Raw genomic sequence first — 17,766 nt, 5'->3', positions numbered from 1 at the left:
CGGCCCCTCAGTCTTCCCGGTAGCGGAACAGCCGGAAGTTGACGACGCTCACCACCGCCAGCATCAGCGCGAAGAACACGCTCATCGCGGCGGCCCGACCGGCGTCGTAGTCACGTAGGCCCTCGTCCACGATCCGCCAGACCACCGTCCGGGTCTGCTCGCCCGGCGCGCCCTGGGTGATCAGGAGCGCCTGCCCGAAGACGTTCGCCGAGGCGAGGATCGTGGTGGTGAAGACGAAGAGCATGACCGGGCGCAGGCCGGGGATCGTCACGTGGCGGAACCGGTCCCACCCGCCGGCGCCGTCGACCTTCGCCGCCTCGTACAGCTCCGGCGCGATGTCCTGGAGGCCGGCCAGGTAGATCACCGCGTTGAAGCCGCAGGTCCACCACACCGTCACGCCGACCAGGGAGACCCAGGCCCACGGCACGTCGGTGACCCACGGCGTGTCCGACGGGAGCCCGACGGCGCCGAGCAGCAGGTTGACCAGGCCCAGGTTGGCGTCCAGCAGGAACCGCCAGAGCAGGCCGATCACCGCCACGCCCAGCACGTACGGGGCGAAGAAGGCGGCCCGGAAGAACGTACGGCCGGGGAACGAGCGGTTGAGCAGCAGCGCCAGCCCCAGCGGGATGACCACCAGCAGCGGCACCGAGAACAGCGTGAAGATGCCGGTCGCCCGGACGCTGGACCACCAGTCCCCGTAGATCGCCGACTCGCTGGAGAAGAGGTCCTGGTAGTTGTCCAGCCCGATGAACGGCCGGTTGGGCAACTGGAGGTCCCACTGGTGCAGGCTGATCCAGACCCCGAACAGGATCGGCGCCAGACCGAAGACGCCGAACAGGATCAGGTACGGCGCGAGGAAGAGGTACGGCGTCGTCCGGTTGCCGCGTTCCGTCGCGCGCCGGCGACGGGTACGCCCCGTCGGGGGCGGCGCGCTGTCACGCGCCGCCCCGACCTCGATCACGTCCGCCACGACGGATCAGTTCCCGTACTTCTTGCGGTTGTCCTCGAGCTGCTTGTTGGCCTTGGCCACGCCGTCGTCCAGCGCCTGCTTCGGCGACTTCTTGTTCAGCGCGGCCTCGTTGAAGGCGTTGTAGAACGTCAGGATGACCTCGCCGAGGCCCGGCGCGGCCGGCGGGAACGCCGCGTACTCCAGCTCCGGGGCGAGCGCGTTGACCTCGGTGAGCGCCGTGAACTCGGCGCTCTCCCGGACCGCCTTGCGGGCCGGCACCTGGCCGCCCTTGGCCCAGTCCAGCGAGTGCTGGCTCAGCCAGTTGATGAACACCTTGGCGCCGGAGACCTTGTTCTCGTTCGCCGAACGCTGCTTGACGATGGTGAAGTTGTGCGAGTTCGCCCAGGCGGCCTGCTGGCTGCCGATCTGGGGCAGCGGCGCCACGCCCCACTGCACGTTCGGGCTCTTCTTCAGATCGTTGATCTGCCAGATGCCGTTCCAGTTGAACGCGTTCTTGCCGCTCTTGAACGCCAGGTAGTCGGCGTCCTGGCCGACGTTCGCCGGCGAGAAGCCCTGCTTGATCATGTCGACCAGCCAGGTGCACGCCTCGACCGCCGGGTCGGAGTTGAACGTCGCCTTCGCCACCTCGGCGTCGAAGAGCGTCCCGCCCCACTGGTGCAGCAGGCTGTAGAACGTCATGCCGCCGGTGAACTGGAACGGGCTGACCCAGAAGCCCTGCACGCCGGACTTCTTCAGCTCGGTCAGCGCGGCGGTGTACTCGTCCCGGGTGGTCGGCGGCTTCTCCGGGTCCAGGCCGGCCTTCTGCATGACCGCCTTGTTGTAGTAGAAGCCCAGCGGGTGCATGTCCAGCGGGATGCCGTACCGCTTGGAGTTGTAGAGGCCGCCCTTCCACACCGTGGGGGCGAAGTCGCCCTCGCTCAGCTCCAGCGTCTTGGCCACGTCGTCCAGCTCGCTGATCGTGCCGCGGGCGGCGAACGTGGCGAGCTGGTCCATGTGCATGACCGCGATGTCCGGCCCGCTGCCGCTGGAGACCGCGCCGGGCAGCTTGCTGTAGTAGTCCGCCCACTCGTAGGTGACCACGCTGACCGCGATGTTCTGGTGCTCGGTGTTGAACTGCTGGACCAGTGTCTTGAAGATCTCGCCGTCACCGCCGGTGAAGCCGTTCCACAGCTTCAGGTCGACCTTGGGGCCGGTGTAGTCCTTGCCGCCGTTGCCGGCCGAGCCGGCCCGGTCGGGACTGCTGCTGCCGCCACCGCATCCGGCCAGTGTCAGCGAGGCCGCCGCGCCGAGGCCGACGCCGAGGCCGAGCAGGCGCCGCCGGCTCAACTCGTTCTGGATCATGCGAACTCCTTGGGGGACGGATCTGGAGTATGGTCCGGTCACTGCTGAGGCGTGAAGCGCAGCAGGTTCCAGGAGGTGGCGGGTAGCGCCACGGAGCAGCGGCCGCCGTCGAGGGTGGGGGTGGTGAGCTGCCGGGGCGCGATCCGCTCGGGGTCCGCCTCGGTGTTCGTGGCGGCCGGGTCGGCCCCGGCCGCGAGCGTGGTGTGCGCCGCCCCGCGCAGCCCGGGCAGGCCGCGCAGGTCCAGGTCGAGCGGGAGGTCGTCCGGGCCCCGGTTGACCGCGAAGACGGCCAGGTCGCCGGTCTCCTCGTCGTGCACGGCCACGGTGTCCAGCACCGGCACGTCGCCGTACCGCTTCGTGGCGTACGTCGGGCCGACCGGCTCGGTGCGCAGCACGGTGCCCCGCGCGTACCGGGCGGTGAGCGCGAACGGGTGGAAGATGCTCTGCCGCCAGGCGGGGCCGCCGGTGCGGGTACGGATCGGGGCGATCACGTTGGCGAGCTGCGCCTGGCAGGCCACCCCGACCCGGTCGGCGTGCCGGAGCAGCGTGATCAGCAGGTCGCCGACCACCACCGCGTCGTCAGCGGTGTAGTCGTCCTCGATCAGCGCCGGCGCCTCCACCCAGCCGCGCCGGTCCAGGTCGGCCTGGAGGCGCGACTGGTACCAGACGTTCCACTCGTCGAAGGAGATCTTCAGCTTGCGCTTCTGCCGCAGCTTGGCGCCGACGTAGTCGGCGGTGGCGGCCACCTCGGTGATGAACGCGTCCATGTCGACGGCGGAGGCGAGGATGCTGGCCCGGTCGCCGTCGGAGGGGTCGTAGTAGGTGTGGGCGGAGATGTAGTCGACGTGCTCGTAGGTGTGCTCCAGCACGGTCGCCTCCCACCCGGCGAACGTCTGCATGCCCCGGTTGGAGCTGCCGCAGGCGACCAGGCTGATCGACGGGTCGATCATCTTCATCGCGCGGGCGGTCTCGGCGGCCAGCCGGCCGTACTCGTCGGCGGTCTTGTGCCCGACCTGCCACGGGCCGTCCATCTCGTTGCCGAGGCACCACAGCCGCACCCCGTACGGCTGCTCGGCGCCGTGCTTGCGGCGCAGGTCGGAGAGCTGGGTGCCGCCCGGGTGGTTGGCGTACTCCAGCAGGTCGCAGGCCTCGGCGACGCCCCGCGTGCCGAGGTTGACCGCCATCATCGGCTCGACGTCGGCCTCGGCGGCCCAGGTCATGAACTCGTTCAGCCCGAACGCGTTGGTCTCGATCGTCTTCCAGGCCAGGTCGAGCCGGCGCGGCCGGTCGCCGGCCGGGCCGACGCCGTCCTCCCAGCGGTAGCCGGAGACGAAGTTGCCGCCGGGGTAGCGGACCACCGAGACGCCCATCTCGCGGGTGAGGTCCAGCACGTCGCGACGGAAGCCGCGCGGGTCGGCGTCCGGGTGCCCCGGTTCGTAGACCCCGCCGTAGACGCACCGCCCCATGTGCTCGACGAAGGAGCCGAAGATCCGGCGGTCGGCCGGACCGACCCGGAACGCCGGGTCGACCGTGAGCTGCGCGTTCGGCACGGATGCCACCTTTCCGTCGGAGCTGTTCCCCGGTGACCGTGGTCACCGTGTCCCTGGTTTCTACAACGTTGTAACCCGCAATGTAAAGAGGTCGTTACGTCGTCGTGACGCGGTAGAGTGCGGCCGGAGTGCTCAGTGGGGAGGCGAATTCAGTGCGGCACAGGCTCAAGGACGTGGCGGAGCGGGCCGGCGTGTCGGTGAAGACCGTCTCGAACGTCGTCAACGGCTACCAGCACGTGCGCGCCGACACCCGGGCCCGGGTCGAGGAGGCCATCGCCGAGCTCCACTACCGCCCCAACCTGTCGGCCCGCAACCTGCGCAAGGGGCGCACCGGTGTGATCGCCCTGGCCGTGCCCGAGCTCGACATCCCCTACTTCGCCGAGCTGGCCCGGCACGTGGTCGCCGCCGCCGCCGAGCACGGCTGGACGGTGCTGATCGACCAGACCGGCGGTGGCCCGGAGCAGGAACGCAAGGCCGCCAGCGGGATCGGCGACCACATGATCGACGGCCTGATCCTCAGCCCGCTCGCGCTCACCGCCGACGACCTCGCCGGCCTCGACGGCCTGCCCATGGTGCTGCTCGGCGAGCGCGTCGACCACGGCCCCGCCGACCACGTCATGATCGACAACGTGGCCGCCGCCCGGGAGGTCACCGCCCACCTGGTCGGGCTCGGCCGCCGCCGGATCGCCGCCATCGGCTCGCAGCGCACCCCCGAGGGTGCCAGCGCCCGGCTGCGCCTGGCCGGCTACGCCACCGCGCTGGCCGAGGCCGGCATCGAGTACGACGACAGCCTGGTGGCGCCCGCGCCGGCCTGGCACCGCGCGGACGGCGCCGCCGCCATGCGGCACCTGCTCACCTCCGGGGTACGCCCCGACGCCGTCTTCTGCTTCAACGACACCCTCGCCCTCGGCGCGCTGCGCGCCCTGCACGAGGCCGGCCTGCGCGTGCCGGAGGACGTCGCGGTCGCCGGTTTCGACGACATCGAGGACGGCCGCTTCTCGATCCCCACCCTGAGCACCGTCGCCCCCGACAAGGAGCGCATCGCCCGCCTGGCGGTCGAGTTGCTGGCCGGCCGCCTCACCGCCGACCGCGACGCCCCTCCGCGCGAACTGGTCGCCCCCCACCGCCTGGCCCTCCGAGAATCCGCCCCCCGACCCTGACCTCCTTCTCCTCGGCGATCTTGCAGTTGGTGCCCCGGCATTCGGGGCGAATGCCTCGTCTGTGGGGCACAAAGCGCAAGATCAGCGAGGTGGGCGGCGGGGTCAGTCGAAGAAACGGGCCAGGTGGGACGGGGGCGGTGGGGGAGCGTCGGGGGGGAGCGGGGTGAGGTCGGCGAAGACGGAGGCGCCGTCGCAGCCGACGTGCAGGGGGTACCAACGCGGGGTGCCGGGTGGGCGCTGACCGCAGATGCCCTTGAACGTCTGCACGTCGAGCAGGCGGACGTGGGTCGGGTCGGCCACCGCGTTGACGTGCCGCCACCACGGACTCATCACGTGCAGCACGCCGCCGGGGCGGAGCACCCGGTGGCACTCGTCGAACAGCGGCAGGAAATCGATCAGGTGCTCGACGATGTGCACCGCGAAGAACACGTCCACCGAGTCGTCCCGTAGCGGCAGCGAGCCGGACAGGTTCGCGACCGCGTCCACCCCCGGCGCCGGATAGATGTCCAACCCCAGATTGCCCGGCCACTGCTTGGTGGCACCGCAGCCCAGGTCGACCACGACCGGCGGCCGGCCGGCCACCCCGACCCGGCACCAGACCCCGAGCACCCCGGACAGCCGGCCGATCAGTTCCCGCACCAGCCGCAGCTCAGTCGGGTGGGCAACCTCGCCGGTCAGGTGGGCCACGCCCCGGTCGAAGCGCACCTCGACGGTCGTGCCGCGCAGCCGCTCGTCGTGCCGGGCCAGGTCAGCCCACGCCTCGGCGAGGAAGCCGTCGGCCTGCCGGAGCCGCTCACCCGAGAGCGCGGCCTGCCCCATCGCCACCATGCGCCACCTCCGGCCGCGCGTTACCCCCATTCCACCCGAATACACGCTGACCTCCTGCTCAAGCCCACCTCGCCACCCCCGCCGGTCACCGCCTCCGGCCAACCCGGCTCGCCCGGCCAGCCCGGCTCGCCCGCCGATCCGGCTCGCCCGCCGACCCGGCTCGTCGTGCCGACCCGGCCAATCCGGCTCCCCGGATCCCGCCGGCCTGGGCCCGGTGCGGGCGGCGCAGGCAAGCCGCACGCCGGAGCGCCCGGTGTGAGGTGGACGGCAGCCGGACGCCGGTGGGCGGGCGGGGTGAGACCGAACGGGGTTCGGCCTCCTCCGATCGAGCCGCCAGCCAATGGCCACTCGAACCGAATATGCCTCCCAGACATATTTATGCCTCCATGTCATACCGCTCCCCGGTAACCCCTACCGGACGGCGACACGCCTCAGGCGGAGTGCGTCCAGACGGTGATCAAGGAGTTCGCGTCGCCAGAGGCTCCCGTCGGTGACCTGAACTCCTTGGTCAACTCCGGTGGGCTGGCCACGCTGGCGGGATCGCCCCGCCTTGTGTGTTGACCATGAGGTTGGCGGCGACAAAACGGGCAAGGGCTGCCGTCAACTTCATGATCAACGCAGGAGGGAGCGGGCGGGGAGGGTGGGTGGGTCAGGTGGGGAGGGTTCGGCGGGTGGGGCGGGACGGGCGCATCCGCTGGCGGGGCTGGGGGGCGGCCGGCTTCGGGCGTTTGAGGTGGTAGCGGTGCAGCTCGTTGTTGCCGGCCAGGGACGGGTCCTCGCTCATCGCGACCAACTCCCAGCCCTGGTCGCCGGCCCGGTTCAGGTGGGCCAGCGCGGTGTCGCCGTACGGCGTGACGTCGATCATGGAGCCGTCCGGGCCGTACCAGATGAAGACGACCTCCCACCCGACGTCGTTGGTGACCGGCTGGCGGCGGCGGACCAGCAGCGCGTACTCCCACTTGAGCATGAGGTCATTGTGGCCCCGGGTGAGCCGGTCGGCACGGATCAGTCCTCGGCGATCCGTCCGTCGGTGACGCGCAGCCGCCGGTTCACGCTCACCGCGTCGAGCATCCGCCGGTCGTGGGTCACCAGCAGCAGCGTGCCGGGGTAGGTCGCCAGCGCCGATTCGAGCTGCTCGATCGCGGCCAGGTCGAGGTGGTTGGTCGGCTCGTCGAGCACCAGCAGGTTGACGCCGCGGCCCTGGAGCAGCGCCAGCGCGGCCCGGGTCCGCTCGCCGGGGGAGAGCGTCGCCGCCGGGCGCAGCACGTGGTCGGCGCGCAGACCGAACTTGGCCAGCAGCGTGCGGACGTCCGCCGGGTTCAGCTCCGGTACGGCGGCGGCGAACGCGTCGAGCAGCGGCTGGTCGCCGAGGAACAGCCCACGGGCCTGGTCCACCTCGCCCACCACCACGCCCGGCCCGAGCGCGGCGTGCCCCTCGTCCAGCGGCAGCCGGCCCAGCAGCGCGGCCAGCAGGGTGCTCTTGCCGGAGCCGTTCGCCCCGGTGATCGCCACCCGGTCGGCCCAGTCGACCTGGAGGTCCACCGGGCCGAGCGTGAAGCCGCCACGGCGTACCACTGCTCCTCGGAGCGAGGCCACGACGGCGCCGGCGCGGGGCGCGGCGGCGATCTCCATCCGCAGCTCCCACTCCTTGCGCGGCTCCTCGACCACCTCCAGCCGCTCGATCAGCCGCGCGGTCTGCTTGGCCTTCGCGGCCTGCTTCTCGGTCGACTCGGTCCGGAACTTGCGGCCGATCTTGTCGTTGTCGGTGGCCTTGCGGCGGGCGTTCTTCACGCCCTTCTCCATCCAGGCGCGCTGCGTGCGGGCGCGCGCCTCCAGGTCGGCCTTCGTGTCGGCGTACTCCTCGAACTCCTCGCGGGCGTGCCGACGCGCCACGGCGCGCTCCTCCAGGAACGCCGCGTAGCCGCCGCCGTAGTGGTTGACCTGCCGCTGGTGCAGGTCCAGCTCGACGATCCGGTTGACCGTGCGGGTGAGGAACTCGCGGTCGTGGCTGACCAGCACCGTGCCGGCGCGCAGCCCGGTGACGAAGCGTTCCAGGCGGTCCAGCCCGGCCAGGTCGAGGTCGTTCGTGGGCTCGTCGAGCAGGAAGATGTCGTAGCGGCTGAGCAGCAGCGACGCCAGCCCGGCGCGGGCCGCCTGCCCGCCGGAGAGCCCGGTCGTCGGGTGGTCCAGGCCGACGTCCAGGCCCAGCTCGGCCGCGACCTGCTCGGCCCGTTCGTCCAGATCCGCGCCGCCGAGGTCGAGCCAGCGTTCCAGGGCATTCGCGTACGCGTCGTCGGCGCCGGCCGCGCCGGCGGTCAGCGCCTCGGTGGCGGTGTCCAGCGCGGCCTGCGCGGCGGTCACGCCGGTACGCCGGGCCAGGAAGTCGCGGACCGTCTCGCCCGGCCGACGTTCCGGCTCCTGCGGCAGGTAGCCGACCGTGGCGCCGGGCGGGTTCAACGCCACCGATCCCTGCTCACAGGGCTGGAGCCCGGCGAGCGTGCGCAGCAGCGTGGACTTGCCGGCGCCGTTCACCCCGACCAGGCCGACCACGTCGCCGGGCGCGACGACCAGGCAGAGGTCTTCGAAGAGGAGGCGGTCACCGTGGCCGGCGGTGAGGTCCTTGGCGATCAACGTGGCGCTCATCAGGTCACCGAGCCTACCGGCGCGCGCATCGGGATTACCGTGACCCGCGCTCGGGCAGGTACACCGCTGAGGGAGACTCACAGCCGTGGCGACCACACTGGCGATCGACTGCGGGGGCGGCGGGATCAAGGCGTCCGTGCTGGACGCCGCCGGCACCATGCGCGCCCGGCCGCTGCGCGTGCCCACGCCGTACCCCCTGCCGCCGTCCTTGTTCGTCAAGACGCTGCTGGATCTCGGCGCCCGGCTGCCCGCGGCGGACCGGCTCACCGTCGGCATGCCCGGCATGATCCGGCACGGCGTCGTGGTGGCCACCCCGCACTACGTGACCCGCGCCGGGCCGCGCAGCCGCGTGGACCCGGACCTGGTCGCCGAGTGGTCCGGGTACGACGCGCGCGGCGCGCTGGCCGAGGCGTTCGGGGTGCCCGCGCTGGTGCTCAACGACGCCGAGGTGCACGGCGCCGGCGTGGTCGCCGGGACCGGCTGCGAGCTGGTGCTGACGCTCGGCACCGGGCTGGGCAGCGCGCTCTTCGACGGCGGGACGATCGCGCCGCACCTGGAGCTGTCGCACGCGCCGGTGCGGTGGAACACCACCTACGACACGTACGTCGGGGAGCCGGAACGGCGGCGCCTCGGCGACGCGTTCTGGTCCCGGCGGATCCGGCAGGTGGTGGACGGCCTGCGGCCGGTGTTCCACTGGGACCGGCTCTATCTGGGCGGCGGCAACGCGCGGCTGATCCGGCCGGAGCAGGTGGCCCGGATGGGGGACGACGTCGTGGTCGTCCCGAACACGGCCGGAATCGTGGGGGGTGTCCGGGCCTGGGAGCTGGTGGGCGACAGGTACGACCCGACGCCCTGATCCTTACCCGTGGAACACTCGCGCTTCCGCCGGTGTTGTGCCAGCGTCGGACAAAGGGCTGACGCGACACGAGGAGGTGGGTCGAGTGGACCTTCTGGCGGAGTACCGGCGGGCGACCATGTTCTTCGACTCGGGAGACCCGACCGGAGCGGCCCGGCTGCTCGAGCCGATCATCGAGGCGGAGCCCGACAACTCCTCGGTGCGGCAGTTGCTGGCCCGGGCGTACTTCCAGTCGGCGCAGCTCAACCGCGCCGAGGAGCACCTGCGCGAGCTGGTCGACCGGGACCCGAGCGACCACTACGCGCACCACGTGCTCGGTCGGACGCTGGAGCGGATGAACCGGCCGGCCGACGCGCTGCGGCACCTGCGCATCGCGGCGGCGATGTACTCGACGAACACCGACTACACCACGGCTCTTCGCCGGGTCGAGGGCCGGGTCGGTCGCTGAGTTCCGCCGAAGGGCAGCCCGGGTGGGCTGCCCTTCGGCGTACCTAGGATGGACCCGTGAAGCTGAAGCTCGATCTCCACGACATCTACAACAAGGGCCACGACATCGACCGCGCGCTGCGCGGGATCATGGACGAGGCGGTGGCGAAGAAGGCCACGCTCGTGGAGATCATCCCGGGCAAGGGCTCCGGGGCGCTGAAGAAGAAGGTGCTGCGCTTCCTCGACCAGAAGGACGTGAAGCAGCTCTACCACCGGGTCGAGAAGGACTCGAAGAACTTCGGCCGGCTGTTCGTGCACTTCCGCTGGAAGTAACCGCTCCCGGCGCTTGATCCACTCGCGCTCGGCCCGCTCGCGCTTGATCCACTCCACTTCGCCGAGGTGGCGGTATCCCGGTCACCCGGACCCAGCCACTTCCCCGAGCTGGTGTCGATCAAGCCACCCCGAGCGTCGCGGCGAGCTGGATGATCGTGGCGGGGGCACAGGGATCCCGGACAACCTGGGCGAGCGTCGCGCGGGCGGATGGACGGTGACGTAACTCCTCCGGCGCGATCCGGAACGCGTCGGCCAGGGCGCGGGCCCCCTGAACTGGTCGGTCGGCCCGAAGGTACGCACGCGCGACGTGCACGAGATGGCCGGCGCGATGCTCGGCGGCCAACCATCGCCAGCCGTCACGGAGCATTGCCTCCTCGTGCCATTCGACCGCGTTACGACTGTCATCGAGATCGAGAGCCGCGCGAGCCCGTACCAGCATCACGGTGGTCGGCCCGAACTCAGTCCGGTGGTGGTCATGTCCGTCGCCCACCCGGGTGGCCAGAGCCTCGGCCTCGTCGAGCAGCCTGGCGGTGTCCCGGTCACCGCCGTGCCGCGCCGCTGCGAGCGCACTCTGAGTCAGCAACGCCCCGCACAACGACAGTTCCTCCGCAGTGCAGTCGTCACGGCCCGGTGTTGCGATCCGGTACGCGGTGTGCAGCGCCGTGGACATGGCCGCCCGGCTCCGACCGCAGGCCCGCAGTGCCTGACTGACCTGTATCGCTGCCATCGCCGTCGACCCTGAGTCATTGGCGACATGCATGGCCCGGTCGGCGGCGAGCCACGCAAGGTCACTCGCCCCCAGCTTCGTCAGCAGCGACGCCGTCACCCGATACGCTTGCACGAGCGGCAGGTGGCCAGCGACGGGATCATCCGCGTAGGTGCGCTGTGCGTCGACCAGCAAGAGCGGGGCGAGCGCGGTGACCTGCGAATAGCGAGCGTGCTGAAACGTCGTCCAGGCGTGCTCGACAGTGCGGGCCATCCGGTCCGCGGGTACCAGCGGTCGGCCAGCGGTCCGTCCGTTGGCGACGTGGTAGGTCGACAGCGCCGCCGCGATCCGGTTCACGCCTTCGGCTCGCTCGGTCGGGTCGACGGGCGCGGCATCGCGGCCGAGCAACACGGCCGTATCGATGCGGAGCACGGTGGCGATGTCGTGAAGAGTGGACACCCGATCGAGGGACCGGACGCCGCGTTCGACCTTGTCCACCCAACTCTTCGACTTGCCCAACCGATCGGCGAACACCTGCTGGGACATCTTCCGCCGGCTGCGCCAATGCGCCACCCGCCTGCCGATCGGCAGCATCTCAGTCGTCACGGCGCCACCGCCGGTCCGGCACCGCGCGGGTCGTTTCCTCTGTCGGTACCCGATCCTCCTCGGCCTGCGCGAGCAGGCGTTGCTTGGCCGCCTCCCGCTCGGCCGCCTGGATCTGTTCGCCACGACTCGCCTCCAGTCGGTCCTTACGCCGAGGCATCGGCATCTCCGAGGCTGCTTCCCAGTGGACCTTCCATGACTGCTCCTCAGCGGTGAGCGATATGGCCCGTTAGCGGATCGGGAGCAGAATGCAGCTTGAGGTAACGACGACTTCACCGCTGGTGATGGACGAGAGGGGACGTCCTTGTTAGGTTGTGTCGTCCCGCAAGTCGTCCGCAGCGCTCTGACCAGGGATTCTGATGCCGAACGACCGTCTTCGTAGTGGGCTTCTGAAGAAGGGGTTGACGCCGGCACTGCTCGCCGGGCAACTCGGCGTCGACCCGAAGACTGTGGAGCGATGGATCACGCAAAATCGGAATCCGTACCCGCGCCATCGACACGCCATCGCCTCGTTGTTGGACGAGAGCGAGACGTACCTCTGGCCAAACGCGCTGCCGACGCAGCGAGCGGTGCAGATCAGTCAGTCCGAGATCATCCACATCTACCCGCGCCGCGGAGCCGTTCCGACCGACTTGTGGCAGCAGCTCCTGGACAAGGCCACCCGACAGGTCGGCGTCCTGGTCTACGGCGGTCTGTTCCTGCCCGAGTTCAACCACCGATGGGTGCCGACCCTGCGGGAGAAGGCGCTCGCGGGCGCCCAGGTGGAATTGCTATTCGGTGATCCCGAGGGTAAGCACATCGCCGAACGGGGAGACGACGAGGGCATCGGAGCTGCCATGTCGAGCAAGATCCTGAACGCGCTGGCCTTCTACAAGGACCTGCGAGACCTCGACAACGTCGGGATCTACTACCACGACACGATCCTCTACAACTCCATCTACCGCTTCGATGACGAGATGCTGGTCAACACCCACCTCTACGGCACGCCGGCCGCCTACGCCCCGGTGTTGCATCTACGGCGCATCGGTGGAGCGGAGCTGTTCGACAACTACGTCGCCAGCTTCAAGCAGGTGCTGGGGAAGAAGCGGGCCGTCTGGCCGGAGCACTGAGCCGCCGGCGGTGAGAGGCTAGGACCATGGCCCGAACCGAGCACTTCAACGACCCGAACGCCCCGAAGCCGAACAGCATCGTGGTCGCGGTCACCGTCTTTGTGCAGGACGAACTGGGCCGGTTACTCCTCATCAGGCGGACCGACAACGGTCTCTGGGCGCTGCCCGGCGGCGGCCAGGAGTTCGGGGAGTACATCGCCGAGACAGCTGTCCGTGAGACGCGGGAGGAGGCCGGTGTAGAGATCGAGGTGACCAGCGTGGTCGGGATCTACACCAACCCGAACCACGTGGTCGAGTACAGCGACGGCGAGGTGCGACAGCAGTTCTCGATCTGCTTCCGTGGTCGCTACGTCAGCGGCCAGCCGACGCCGAGCGACGAGTCCTCGGAGGTCCGATGGGTCGCACGCGAAGAGCTGGACGACCTCACGATCCACCCTTCGATGCGGCTTCGGATCGATCACGGCTTCGAAAACCGGAAGCAGCCGTACATCGGCTAGGCAGTAAGCCGTTCTTCCGTTCGACGGACAGCCTCTAACAGCGGCGCTTCCGCCTTCACCCAGAAGCGCGTCACTAGGTCATCCGGTCCGTATCGCTCGCGGATCTCCGCCAGCCGTTCATCCACCGTGAGATCTTGACCGTCAGGCCCTGTAGTCATGTCGGCGAACCAGAGAGCGTCGGAGGTCGGTGACTGTTCGAGGGGAAACTCCGCCATGAGAGCAGGCTTCAACCCTCGTTCCTCAGCTTCGTAAGAGGCGCACGAGTGATGAGCGACCAAGCTTGCCAGCCGCGGCTGGAAGCCCTGCCGGAGCAACCATCGAGCACCATCCAGGGCATGAAAGCCGGTGTCAACGATGTCAGGGGCGTAGCCGATGTCATGCAGCCATCCCGCAGCAGCGAGCAGCTCCGCGTCATCGCCGACGAGCCGGCCAAGGCTCTCAGCCTTCGCTCCCACAGCCTGCACATGCCTCCACCGACTAGGGAGAGCCACAGCCAGGCGTTGCTCGGAGACCTGAGCAGCTCGGGCAGCTAGAACGTTCACCGTGCCAGGCTACGGCCCCCCTGCTTGCAGTGGTAGAGGCCGACGCGTGTGCTAGGCGGCGCCGAAAGTTTCCGCCGGTTAGAGGTAGCAGGTTGGCGGAAGCGAGCCGTGACCACGGCGTTGGGAGTGTCTTTGCAAGCGCTCAGGACTGCGAAACAATACGAACGACAACGTGCACGGAATTGCCGACCTCCGAGTTCTCAGAGCACGCCTGGCTAATCGCGAGGACAGTTTGGCCCCCGTTAACGACCCGAGCGCCCTCGACACGCATCTCTGCGCGATTGGCACCTCTTTGAAGCATGTAGAATCGGTCTGCCAATATTGTGATCCCACTGTTGAACGCTACGAATGCGTGCGGCTCGGAGTTCAGTTCTTCTCGACTCTGTGCCACCTGGCTTTGCGCGACCTGCCCTCCAAGGTATTGCCGCACGTTAACTCCAAAGAGTCGTTCCCGGAATGAGGCATGCCACCCCGCAACCTCAGTGGCCGCTACCGTGCCGATAGCGGCCGTTACGCCAGCCGACGTTGGAAGGATTCTTGCATTGTCAAGCGGGAAGTCCAGATCAACTCCGAGGATGACCTCCGCAATCCGATCGGCTAGGTCGGCTTTCTTGTACCCACCGCTTATGTTAATGCCCAGAGATTCGGCGATAGCGCGAAGGTGTGCGACTGTCAATTTCGCCTCAAAGACGTAGGCGTGGAATTCCGCAACTGAATCGAAGTGCGGCAACTCGCCAGCGTCGCGTGTGGCGCGACCTGCTGCTCGCCTCTCTGGTTGCGGCAAAGGTGCTAAGCGAACAGAGAATATCTCGGAAGGTCGAACACCGGCTTCGCTTAGGAGCCTGCCGTCTGCCTGACCCTGAGTATGGGCGCGTCGACGAGAGCTGAGGTTGTGGAGCGGCTCCTCTCCATGGATCAGAAACCACTCCCTCCCGTACGACTCAAGAGGCAGCGAAAGGCCGTCTATTGATGTTGAGATGGACTCCAAGAACTGGTCTACAGTTACACCTGAACCAACTGGAACCTGGATAACCCTTCCGGAATCGTCCTGTAGGCCGACCGACAAGCCGAACTGGATTGTGACCGACTCGCTTGTCAGTACCTCTTTGGCCACACTAACTGCTTGCTCGACGACCAACTCTCGTTCCGCTACCGGCAGGCTGTCCTCGGACTGTGATAACGCCGCATCGACTAGGGCTGAATGTTCGAAAGCCGCCCGGATCGCTGTAGTAACTAATTCCTCGACAGCGGCGCCTTCATGAGTCGCCGAGCTTGTGTGTGCCTGCACAAGCGCCGTCACCGAGGTGGGCTCGGTGAAGTCGCGGTGCATAGAGGACGTACGGGCGTCTTAGCAAGATCCAGAAGAACCCAACAGCAACAGTTGTAGAAAATAAGACGAAGAAGATTGTCAGCGTGCCTTGGATCCAGCCGGTAGTTAGGGCAGCCACCGATCCAGCCGAAACCTCGGCCACTCCGAGAAAAAGCGAAATGATCCACAGGGGGTTCATCACGGGAGCAGGCGAAGGCGAGTTCGGCGCATCTTCTTCTGTCATTGCTCTCCAGTCTCCCGTGCTGTGCAGCTCACCGCTATCGGTGGGAGGGTACCGGAAACCAGCTCACCCCAGATTTCGATGGCGCGGAGGCAAGGCCCCCGGCAACCTGTCCCGCTCTAGAGTCGATGGGGAAGGCGGTGAGAGTGTCCGGTGGGTGTGTCTAGTGATTGTGATCCGTCAGCTGATGTGCGACGCGGTTCCGCCAGGTGATGTGCGACGGGTGGTCTAGGAAACTTGGGTAGCGATCCGCGGTCGCTGGCCTTTGATGCTACGGACGGGCTGGTTGGTCGTGCGGCGGACGACCTTGGTGTCTCCGTCGGTGAGTTCGATGGCCAGGGTCGTCTCGGAGACGGTCACGGTGACGGTCTGGTGGCGGTGCAGCCGACCGAGGGCGACCTTCTGGCCGGTGACCATGATGATGCCGCTGTTGGAAGCCCTGCGTTGCACTCGGACGGGTTCGACCGAGGGGCGTGGTGGTGGGCCGGCTGGTCGGGACCCGCGTAGGCGTTTGACCTGCTCGGGTCGGAGCGGGTTGGTGCGGGTGCGCAGCAGTTCGCGGGTGTCGAGGTCGTAGAACATGAGGGTGGCCGCTTCGATGCGGATGCCGACGCGGCGGCCGGCGAGGATCTCTGCGGCCAGGACGATGTGTTTGCCCAGGGAGACCCCGCCGCCTCGGTTGACGCAGCGTTCGACCTCGATGGCGTCGCCGTCCTCGACGGGTGGCAGAGGTGCGGGCCCGGCCGGGACGGCGCCCTGACGAACGAGGGTGGTCAGGTCGTTGACGCTCAGGTGAGAGCGGACGGTTTTGATGCGGATGCCGGCGATGAGGACGTGGATCAGGTCGCAGTCGGCCCAGATGCGGGCCACCATGCCGGCGCGGTGGGTGCCCATCCAGAACTGGCGTTGGCAGACCATCAGGTTGCCCGACGCCGGCACCACCCGGAGCCGGGCAGGCCCCTACCTGCTCCACAGACGTGCGGACGAAGGCCGACGGGATGGCCGAACGGCGGCAGGGCAGGCCCCAACGGAGCCGGCGAGTCGCGTAAAAGAATGAGCCGATCACCTCTGCTCAACTATCATCGCCGCAGAGTCCGTCTTTTTGGAGGGCCGCTGCTTTCCAATCCGCGCTGGCTGCTTTGCGGTTGCGACAGTAGGCTTTGCGCCCTGCGTTTCAATGGTTGCCAGATTGTAGAAGACCCACAGGACTCGAAAAAGTTGAAGAGCTACGAGACCCGTCGCTGCAACCGCCAGCCAACGAGCTTCGTTACTTGATCCCTTTCCTCCACGATCGAGGACCTTGGCTATCACGATGGCGAAGGCGCTTACCCACGGTGCCAAGAGGGCCGAAAGCCAAACTCGAAGGAGGTGCTCTCCCACTCGCTCCTTGATTTCTCTTACCGATCGGCTCTGCAACCCGATAAAGATAGCGAACACTACTCCGCCGAACCCGGCAAAGATGGTCGCTAAGGCGAGAAGGTCCGTGTATACGTTTCGCCTATCAGCGAGTGAAAGCTGGCCCATGAGATCGACGCCCGTGCCTGGGGAAACCTTCCAGGCACAAATGGCCGTCACGGCAACCGCAGCGACCACGTCAGCCCACCACCAGCGCACCCACTGTTCGTGCAGCCGGTGAAGCCGGGAGGGCCGGTCCTTCGCTGAGCTGAGCTGCCCTGAGCTACCCATGAGCGGAGACTACGCCGAGGGTCTGTCAGGAAGTCGCACGCAGGGCGGACAGGATCTCCTCATACAGCTCGTCGTACGCCTCAGCCATGCCTTGCGCCACCGAGAGGACGGTAGGCTGGTTCGAGTCCTCGTCGAGGTCCACCTCGACGGACTGCGCTACTGCCTCTTGCAGCAGATCGAAGGTCGATGCCCGGCCATCCTCGATGCGCCGGTATGCAATCTCCGCCTTGTCCACATATCCGATAGCGTTGGATGTCGCTAGCTGCTCAATGTCCCTGAAGGCGATTTCGGACTCCTCCTGTTGCCCCTTCGGAGAAATCCTAATCGAGACCTCAATACCCACGTTGCCGAGGTTTTGCCGCCAATGACGGATCAACCCCGTGATCATGCTACCTTCACCGAAAACATCCGCTGTCACGTCAGGGCCTACGGCGAGGTTGAACTTCGTAAGGGTCTGGACCTCTCGCAGGGCTCGGAGGGCGTCGCGGTCCACGAGCGGCGCCAACTCGATCCCACCCTCGATGAGTTCGAGCTTATTAATATATTCTCTGAACGACGGCGCTCCGGGTGCCGACCCTGAATTCCGCATGACGCCAACAACATTGTTGTCGAAAATGGAGTAGAAGGTTGGCTCTGCCAGAGTCTCGTCTTGGTCTAGCACCAACGGACGGTAGTTCCGTCGACGTTCAATGCGAAGCCGCACGTCTCGGGTGATGCGGTCAAGAGTGATCAACGGGGCTGCCTGCTTCGTGCCTCCCGGATACGGAAGGTACGTCGAACCCAGCAGTTCCATAGTTCTGGTTGACACGTAGGCGGCGTCATCATCCAGTTCGTCAACCTCGCGCAGGAGATCTTCGAAGGGGATCTTGTTGGGGAATCGCTCCTTCTCCTTGTTCAGGATTTCATAGAAGCGAACCGTCCGCTGTGCCACCTGACCCCCCTTCGTCGGCTGGCGTTGCGCTAAGC

At 67.9% G+C, this 17,766-nt stretch carries 19 protein-coding genes; 6 read left to right on the top strand and 13 right to left on the bottom strand.

Annotated elements, in window-relative coordinates:
* Positions 1–7: 7 nt before the first annotated feature.
* From ACH495_RS08095 to ACH495_RS08085, 3 genes are read right to left on the bottom strand one after another with little or no spacing between them, the layout of a single operon-like run.
* Positions 8–970 (bottom strand): carbohydrate ABC transporter permease, encoded by a 963-nt coding sequence (locus ACH495_RS08095; protein WP_396856984.1) that lies wholly within the window; start codon positions 968–970, stop codon positions 8–10.
* 6 nt (positions 971–976) lie between these two features.
* Positions 977–2,311, bottom strand: coding sequence for an ABC transporter substrate-binding protein (locus ACH495_RS08090; protein WP_396856983.1), 1,335 nt, complete (start codon positions 2,309–2,311; stop codon positions 977–979).
* A gap of 38 nt (positions 2,312–2,349) precedes the next feature.
* Positions 2,350–3,861 (bottom strand): alpha-N-arabinofuranosidase, encoded by a 1,512-nt coding sequence (locus ACH495_RS08085; RefSeq protein WP_396856982.1) that lies wholly within the window; start codon positions 3,859–3,861, stop codon positions 2,350–2,352.
* Positions 3,862–4,013: 152 nt separating this feature from the next.
* Between ACH495_RS08085 and ACH495_RS08080 the strand changes: the two genes are divergently transcribed.
* Entirely contained in the window at positions 4,014–5,021 is a 1,008-nt protein-coding gene (locus ACH495_RS08080) for a LacI family DNA-binding transcriptional regulator (RefSeq protein ID WP_396856981.1), read from the top strand.
* A 102-nt stretch (positions 5,022–5,123) separates the two neighbouring features.
* On the opposite strand, the gene ACH495_RS08075 is transcribed toward ACH495_RS08080, so the two are convergent.
* From ACH495_RS08075 to ACH495_RS08065, 3 genes are all read right to left on the bottom strand, one after another.
* Complete coding sequence (locus ACH495_RS08075; RefSeq protein ID WP_396856980.1) at positions 5,124–5,849, bottom strand: methyltransferase domain-containing protein; 726 nt, start codon at positions 5,847–5,849, stop codon at positions 5,124–5,126.
* Positions 5,850–6,498: 649 nt separating this feature from the next.
* Positions 6,499–6,816: a hypothetical protein gene (locus tag ACH495_RS08070; protein ID WP_396856979.1), complete on the bottom strand. Its 318-nt coding sequence runs from the start codon at positions 6,814–6,816 to the stop codon at positions 6,499–6,501.
* 38 nt (positions 6,817–6,854) lie between these two features.
* Complete coding sequence (locus tag ACH495_RS08065) at positions 6,855–8,492, bottom strand: ABC-F family ATP-binding cassette domain-containing protein (RefSeq protein WP_396856978.1); 1,638 nt, start codon at positions 8,490–8,492, stop codon at positions 6,855–6,857.
* A gap of 85 nt (positions 8,493–8,577) precedes the next feature.
* On the opposite strand from ACH495_RS08065, the gene ACH495_RS08060 reads away from it, so the two are divergent.
* From ACH495_RS08060 to ACH495_RS08050, 3 genes are all read left to right on the top strand, one after another.
* Entirely contained in the window at positions 8,578–9,348 is a 771-nt protein-coding gene (locus ACH495_RS08060) for an ROK family protein (protein ID WP_396856977.1), read from the top strand.
* Positions 9,349–9,433: 85 nt separating this feature from the next.
* Entirely contained in the window at positions 9,434–9,796 is a 363-nt protein-coding gene (locus ACH495_RS08055) for a M48 family metallopeptidase (protein WP_281938250.1), read from the top strand.
* 56 nt (positions 9,797–9,852) lie between these two features.
* Positions 9,853–10,107: a Smr/MutS family protein gene (locus ACH495_RS08050; RefSeq protein ID WP_013288724.1), complete on the top strand. Its 255-nt coding sequence runs from the start codon at positions 9,853–9,855 to the stop codon at positions 10,105–10,107.
* 118 nt (positions 10,108–10,225) lie between these two features.
* Here ACH495_RS08050 and ACH495_RS08045 read toward each other — a convergent pair whose 3' ends face one another.
* Together ACH495_RS08045 and ACH495_RS08040 are read right to left on the bottom strand one after the other, a co-directional pair.
* Complete coding sequence (locus ACH495_RS08045) at positions 10,226–11,419, bottom strand: helix-turn-helix domain-containing protein (protein WP_396856976.1); 1,194 nt, start codon at positions 11,417–11,419, stop codon at positions 10,226–10,228.
* Positions 11,409–11,576 (bottom strand): hypothetical protein, encoded by a 168-nt coding sequence (locus ACH495_RS08040; protein WP_396856975.1) that lies wholly within the window; start codon positions 11,574–11,576, stop codon positions 11,409–11,411. The genes ACH495_RS08045 and ACH495_RS08040 overlap by 11 nt, the downstream gene beginning before the upstream one ends.
* A 199-nt stretch (positions 11,577–11,775) precedes the next feature.
* Between ACH495_RS08040 and ACH495_RS08035 the strand changes: the two genes are divergently transcribed.
* Together ACH495_RS08035 and ACH495_RS08030 are read left to right on the top strand one after the other, a co-directional pair.
* Entirely contained in the window at positions 11,776–12,525 is a 750-nt protein-coding gene (locus ACH495_RS08035) for a multiprotein-bridging factor 1 family protein (RefSeq protein WP_396856974.1), read from the top strand.
* Positions 12,526–12,551: 26 nt separating this feature from the next.
* Positions 12,552–13,022 carry an NUDIX hydrolase gene (locus ACH495_RS08030; RefSeq protein ID WP_396856973.1) on the top strand — a complete coding sequence of 157 codons (471 nt, stop codon included), beginning with the start codon at positions 12,552–12,554 and terminating at the stop codon, positions 13,020–13,022.
* Here ACH495_RS08030 and ACH495_RS08025 read toward each other — a convergent pair.
* The 5 genes from ACH495_RS08025 to ACH495_RS08005 all read right to left on the bottom strand — a co-directional run bounded on the left by ACH495_RS08025 (position 13,019) and on the right by ACH495_RS08005 (position 17,731).
* Positions 13,019–13,513, bottom strand: a complete 495-nt coding sequence (locus tag ACH495_RS08025) for an HD domain-containing protein (protein ID WP_396857333.1) — start codon at positions 13,511–13,513, stop codon at positions 13,019–13,021. The two genes, ACH495_RS08030 and ACH495_RS08025, sit on opposite strands and share 4 nt — an antisense overlap.
* A 193-nt stretch (positions 13,514–13,706) precedes the next feature.
* Positions 13,707–14,894, bottom strand: coding sequence for an AIPR family protein (locus ACH495_RS08020; RefSeq protein ID WP_396856972.1), 1,188 nt, complete (start codon positions 14,892–14,894; stop codon positions 13,707–13,709).
* 448 nt (positions 14,895–15,342) lie between these two features.
* On the bottom strand, positions 15,343–16,056 hold the full coding sequence (locus tag ACH495_RS08015; protein WP_396856971.1) for a hypothetical protein: 714 nt from the start codon (positions 16,054–16,056) through the stop codon (positions 15,343–15,345).
* A 120-nt stretch (positions 16,057–16,176) separates the two neighbouring features.
* Positions 16,177–16,707 (bottom strand): hypothetical protein, encoded by a 531-nt coding sequence (locus ACH495_RS08010; protein ID WP_396856970.1) that lies wholly within the window; start codon positions 16,705–16,707, stop codon positions 16,177–16,179.
* A 118-nt stretch (positions 16,708–16,825) separates the two neighbouring features.
* Positions 16,826–17,731 (bottom strand): hypothetical protein, encoded by a 906-nt coding sequence (locus ACH495_RS08005; RefSeq protein WP_396856969.1) that lies wholly within the window; start codon positions 17,729–17,731, stop codon positions 16,826–16,828.
* Between the last annotated feature and the right edge of the window lie 35 nt (positions 17,732–17,766).

Source organism: Micromonospora sp. NPDC018662 (assembly GCF_044391475.1).
Lineage (GTDB): Bacteria > Actinomycetota > Actinomycetes > Mycobacteriales > Micromonosporaceae > Micromonospora.
Note: the sequence above shows the minus strand (reverse complement) of the source record. Positions and strands in the feature narration are given on the sequence as shown.

What these genes read in the sequence shown, in the direction of transcription:
- ACH495_RS08090 (WP_396856983.1), bottom strand. Translation starts at nt 2,311, where the DNA reads ATGATCCAGAACGAGTTGAGCCGGCGGCGCCTGCTCGGCCTCGGCGTC.
- ACH495_RS08075 (WP_396856980.1), bottom strand. Translation starts at nt 5,849, where the DNA reads ATGGTGGCGATGGGGCAGGCCGCGCTCTCGGGTGAGCGGCTCCGGCAG.
- ACH495_RS08070 (WP_396856979.1), bottom strand. Translation starts at nt 6,816, where the DNA reads ATGCTCAAGTGGGAGTACGCGCTGCTGGTCCGCCGCCGCCAGCCGGTC.
- ACH495_RS08065 (WP_396856978.1), bottom strand. Translation starts at nt 8,492, where the DNA reads ATGAGCGCCACGTTGATCGCCAAGGACCTCACCGCCGGCCACGGTGAC.
- ACH495_RS08040 (WP_396856975.1), bottom strand. Translation starts at nt 11,576, where the DNA reads ATGCCTCGGCGTAAGGACCGACTGGAGGCGAGTCGTGGCGAACAGATC.
- ACH495_RS08035 (WP_396856974.1), top strand. Translation starts at nt 11,776, where the DNA reads ATGCCGAACGACCGTCTTCGTAGTGGGCTTCTGAAGAAGGGGTTGACG.
- ACH495_RS08030 (WP_396856973.1), top strand. Translation starts at nt 12,552, where the DNA reads ATGGCCCGAACCGAGCACTTCAACGACCCGAACGCCCCGAAGCCGAAC.
- ACH495_RS08020 (WP_396856972.1), bottom strand. Translation starts at nt 14,894, where the DNA reads ATGCACCGCGACTTCACCGAGCCCACCTCGGTGACGGCGCTTGTGCAG.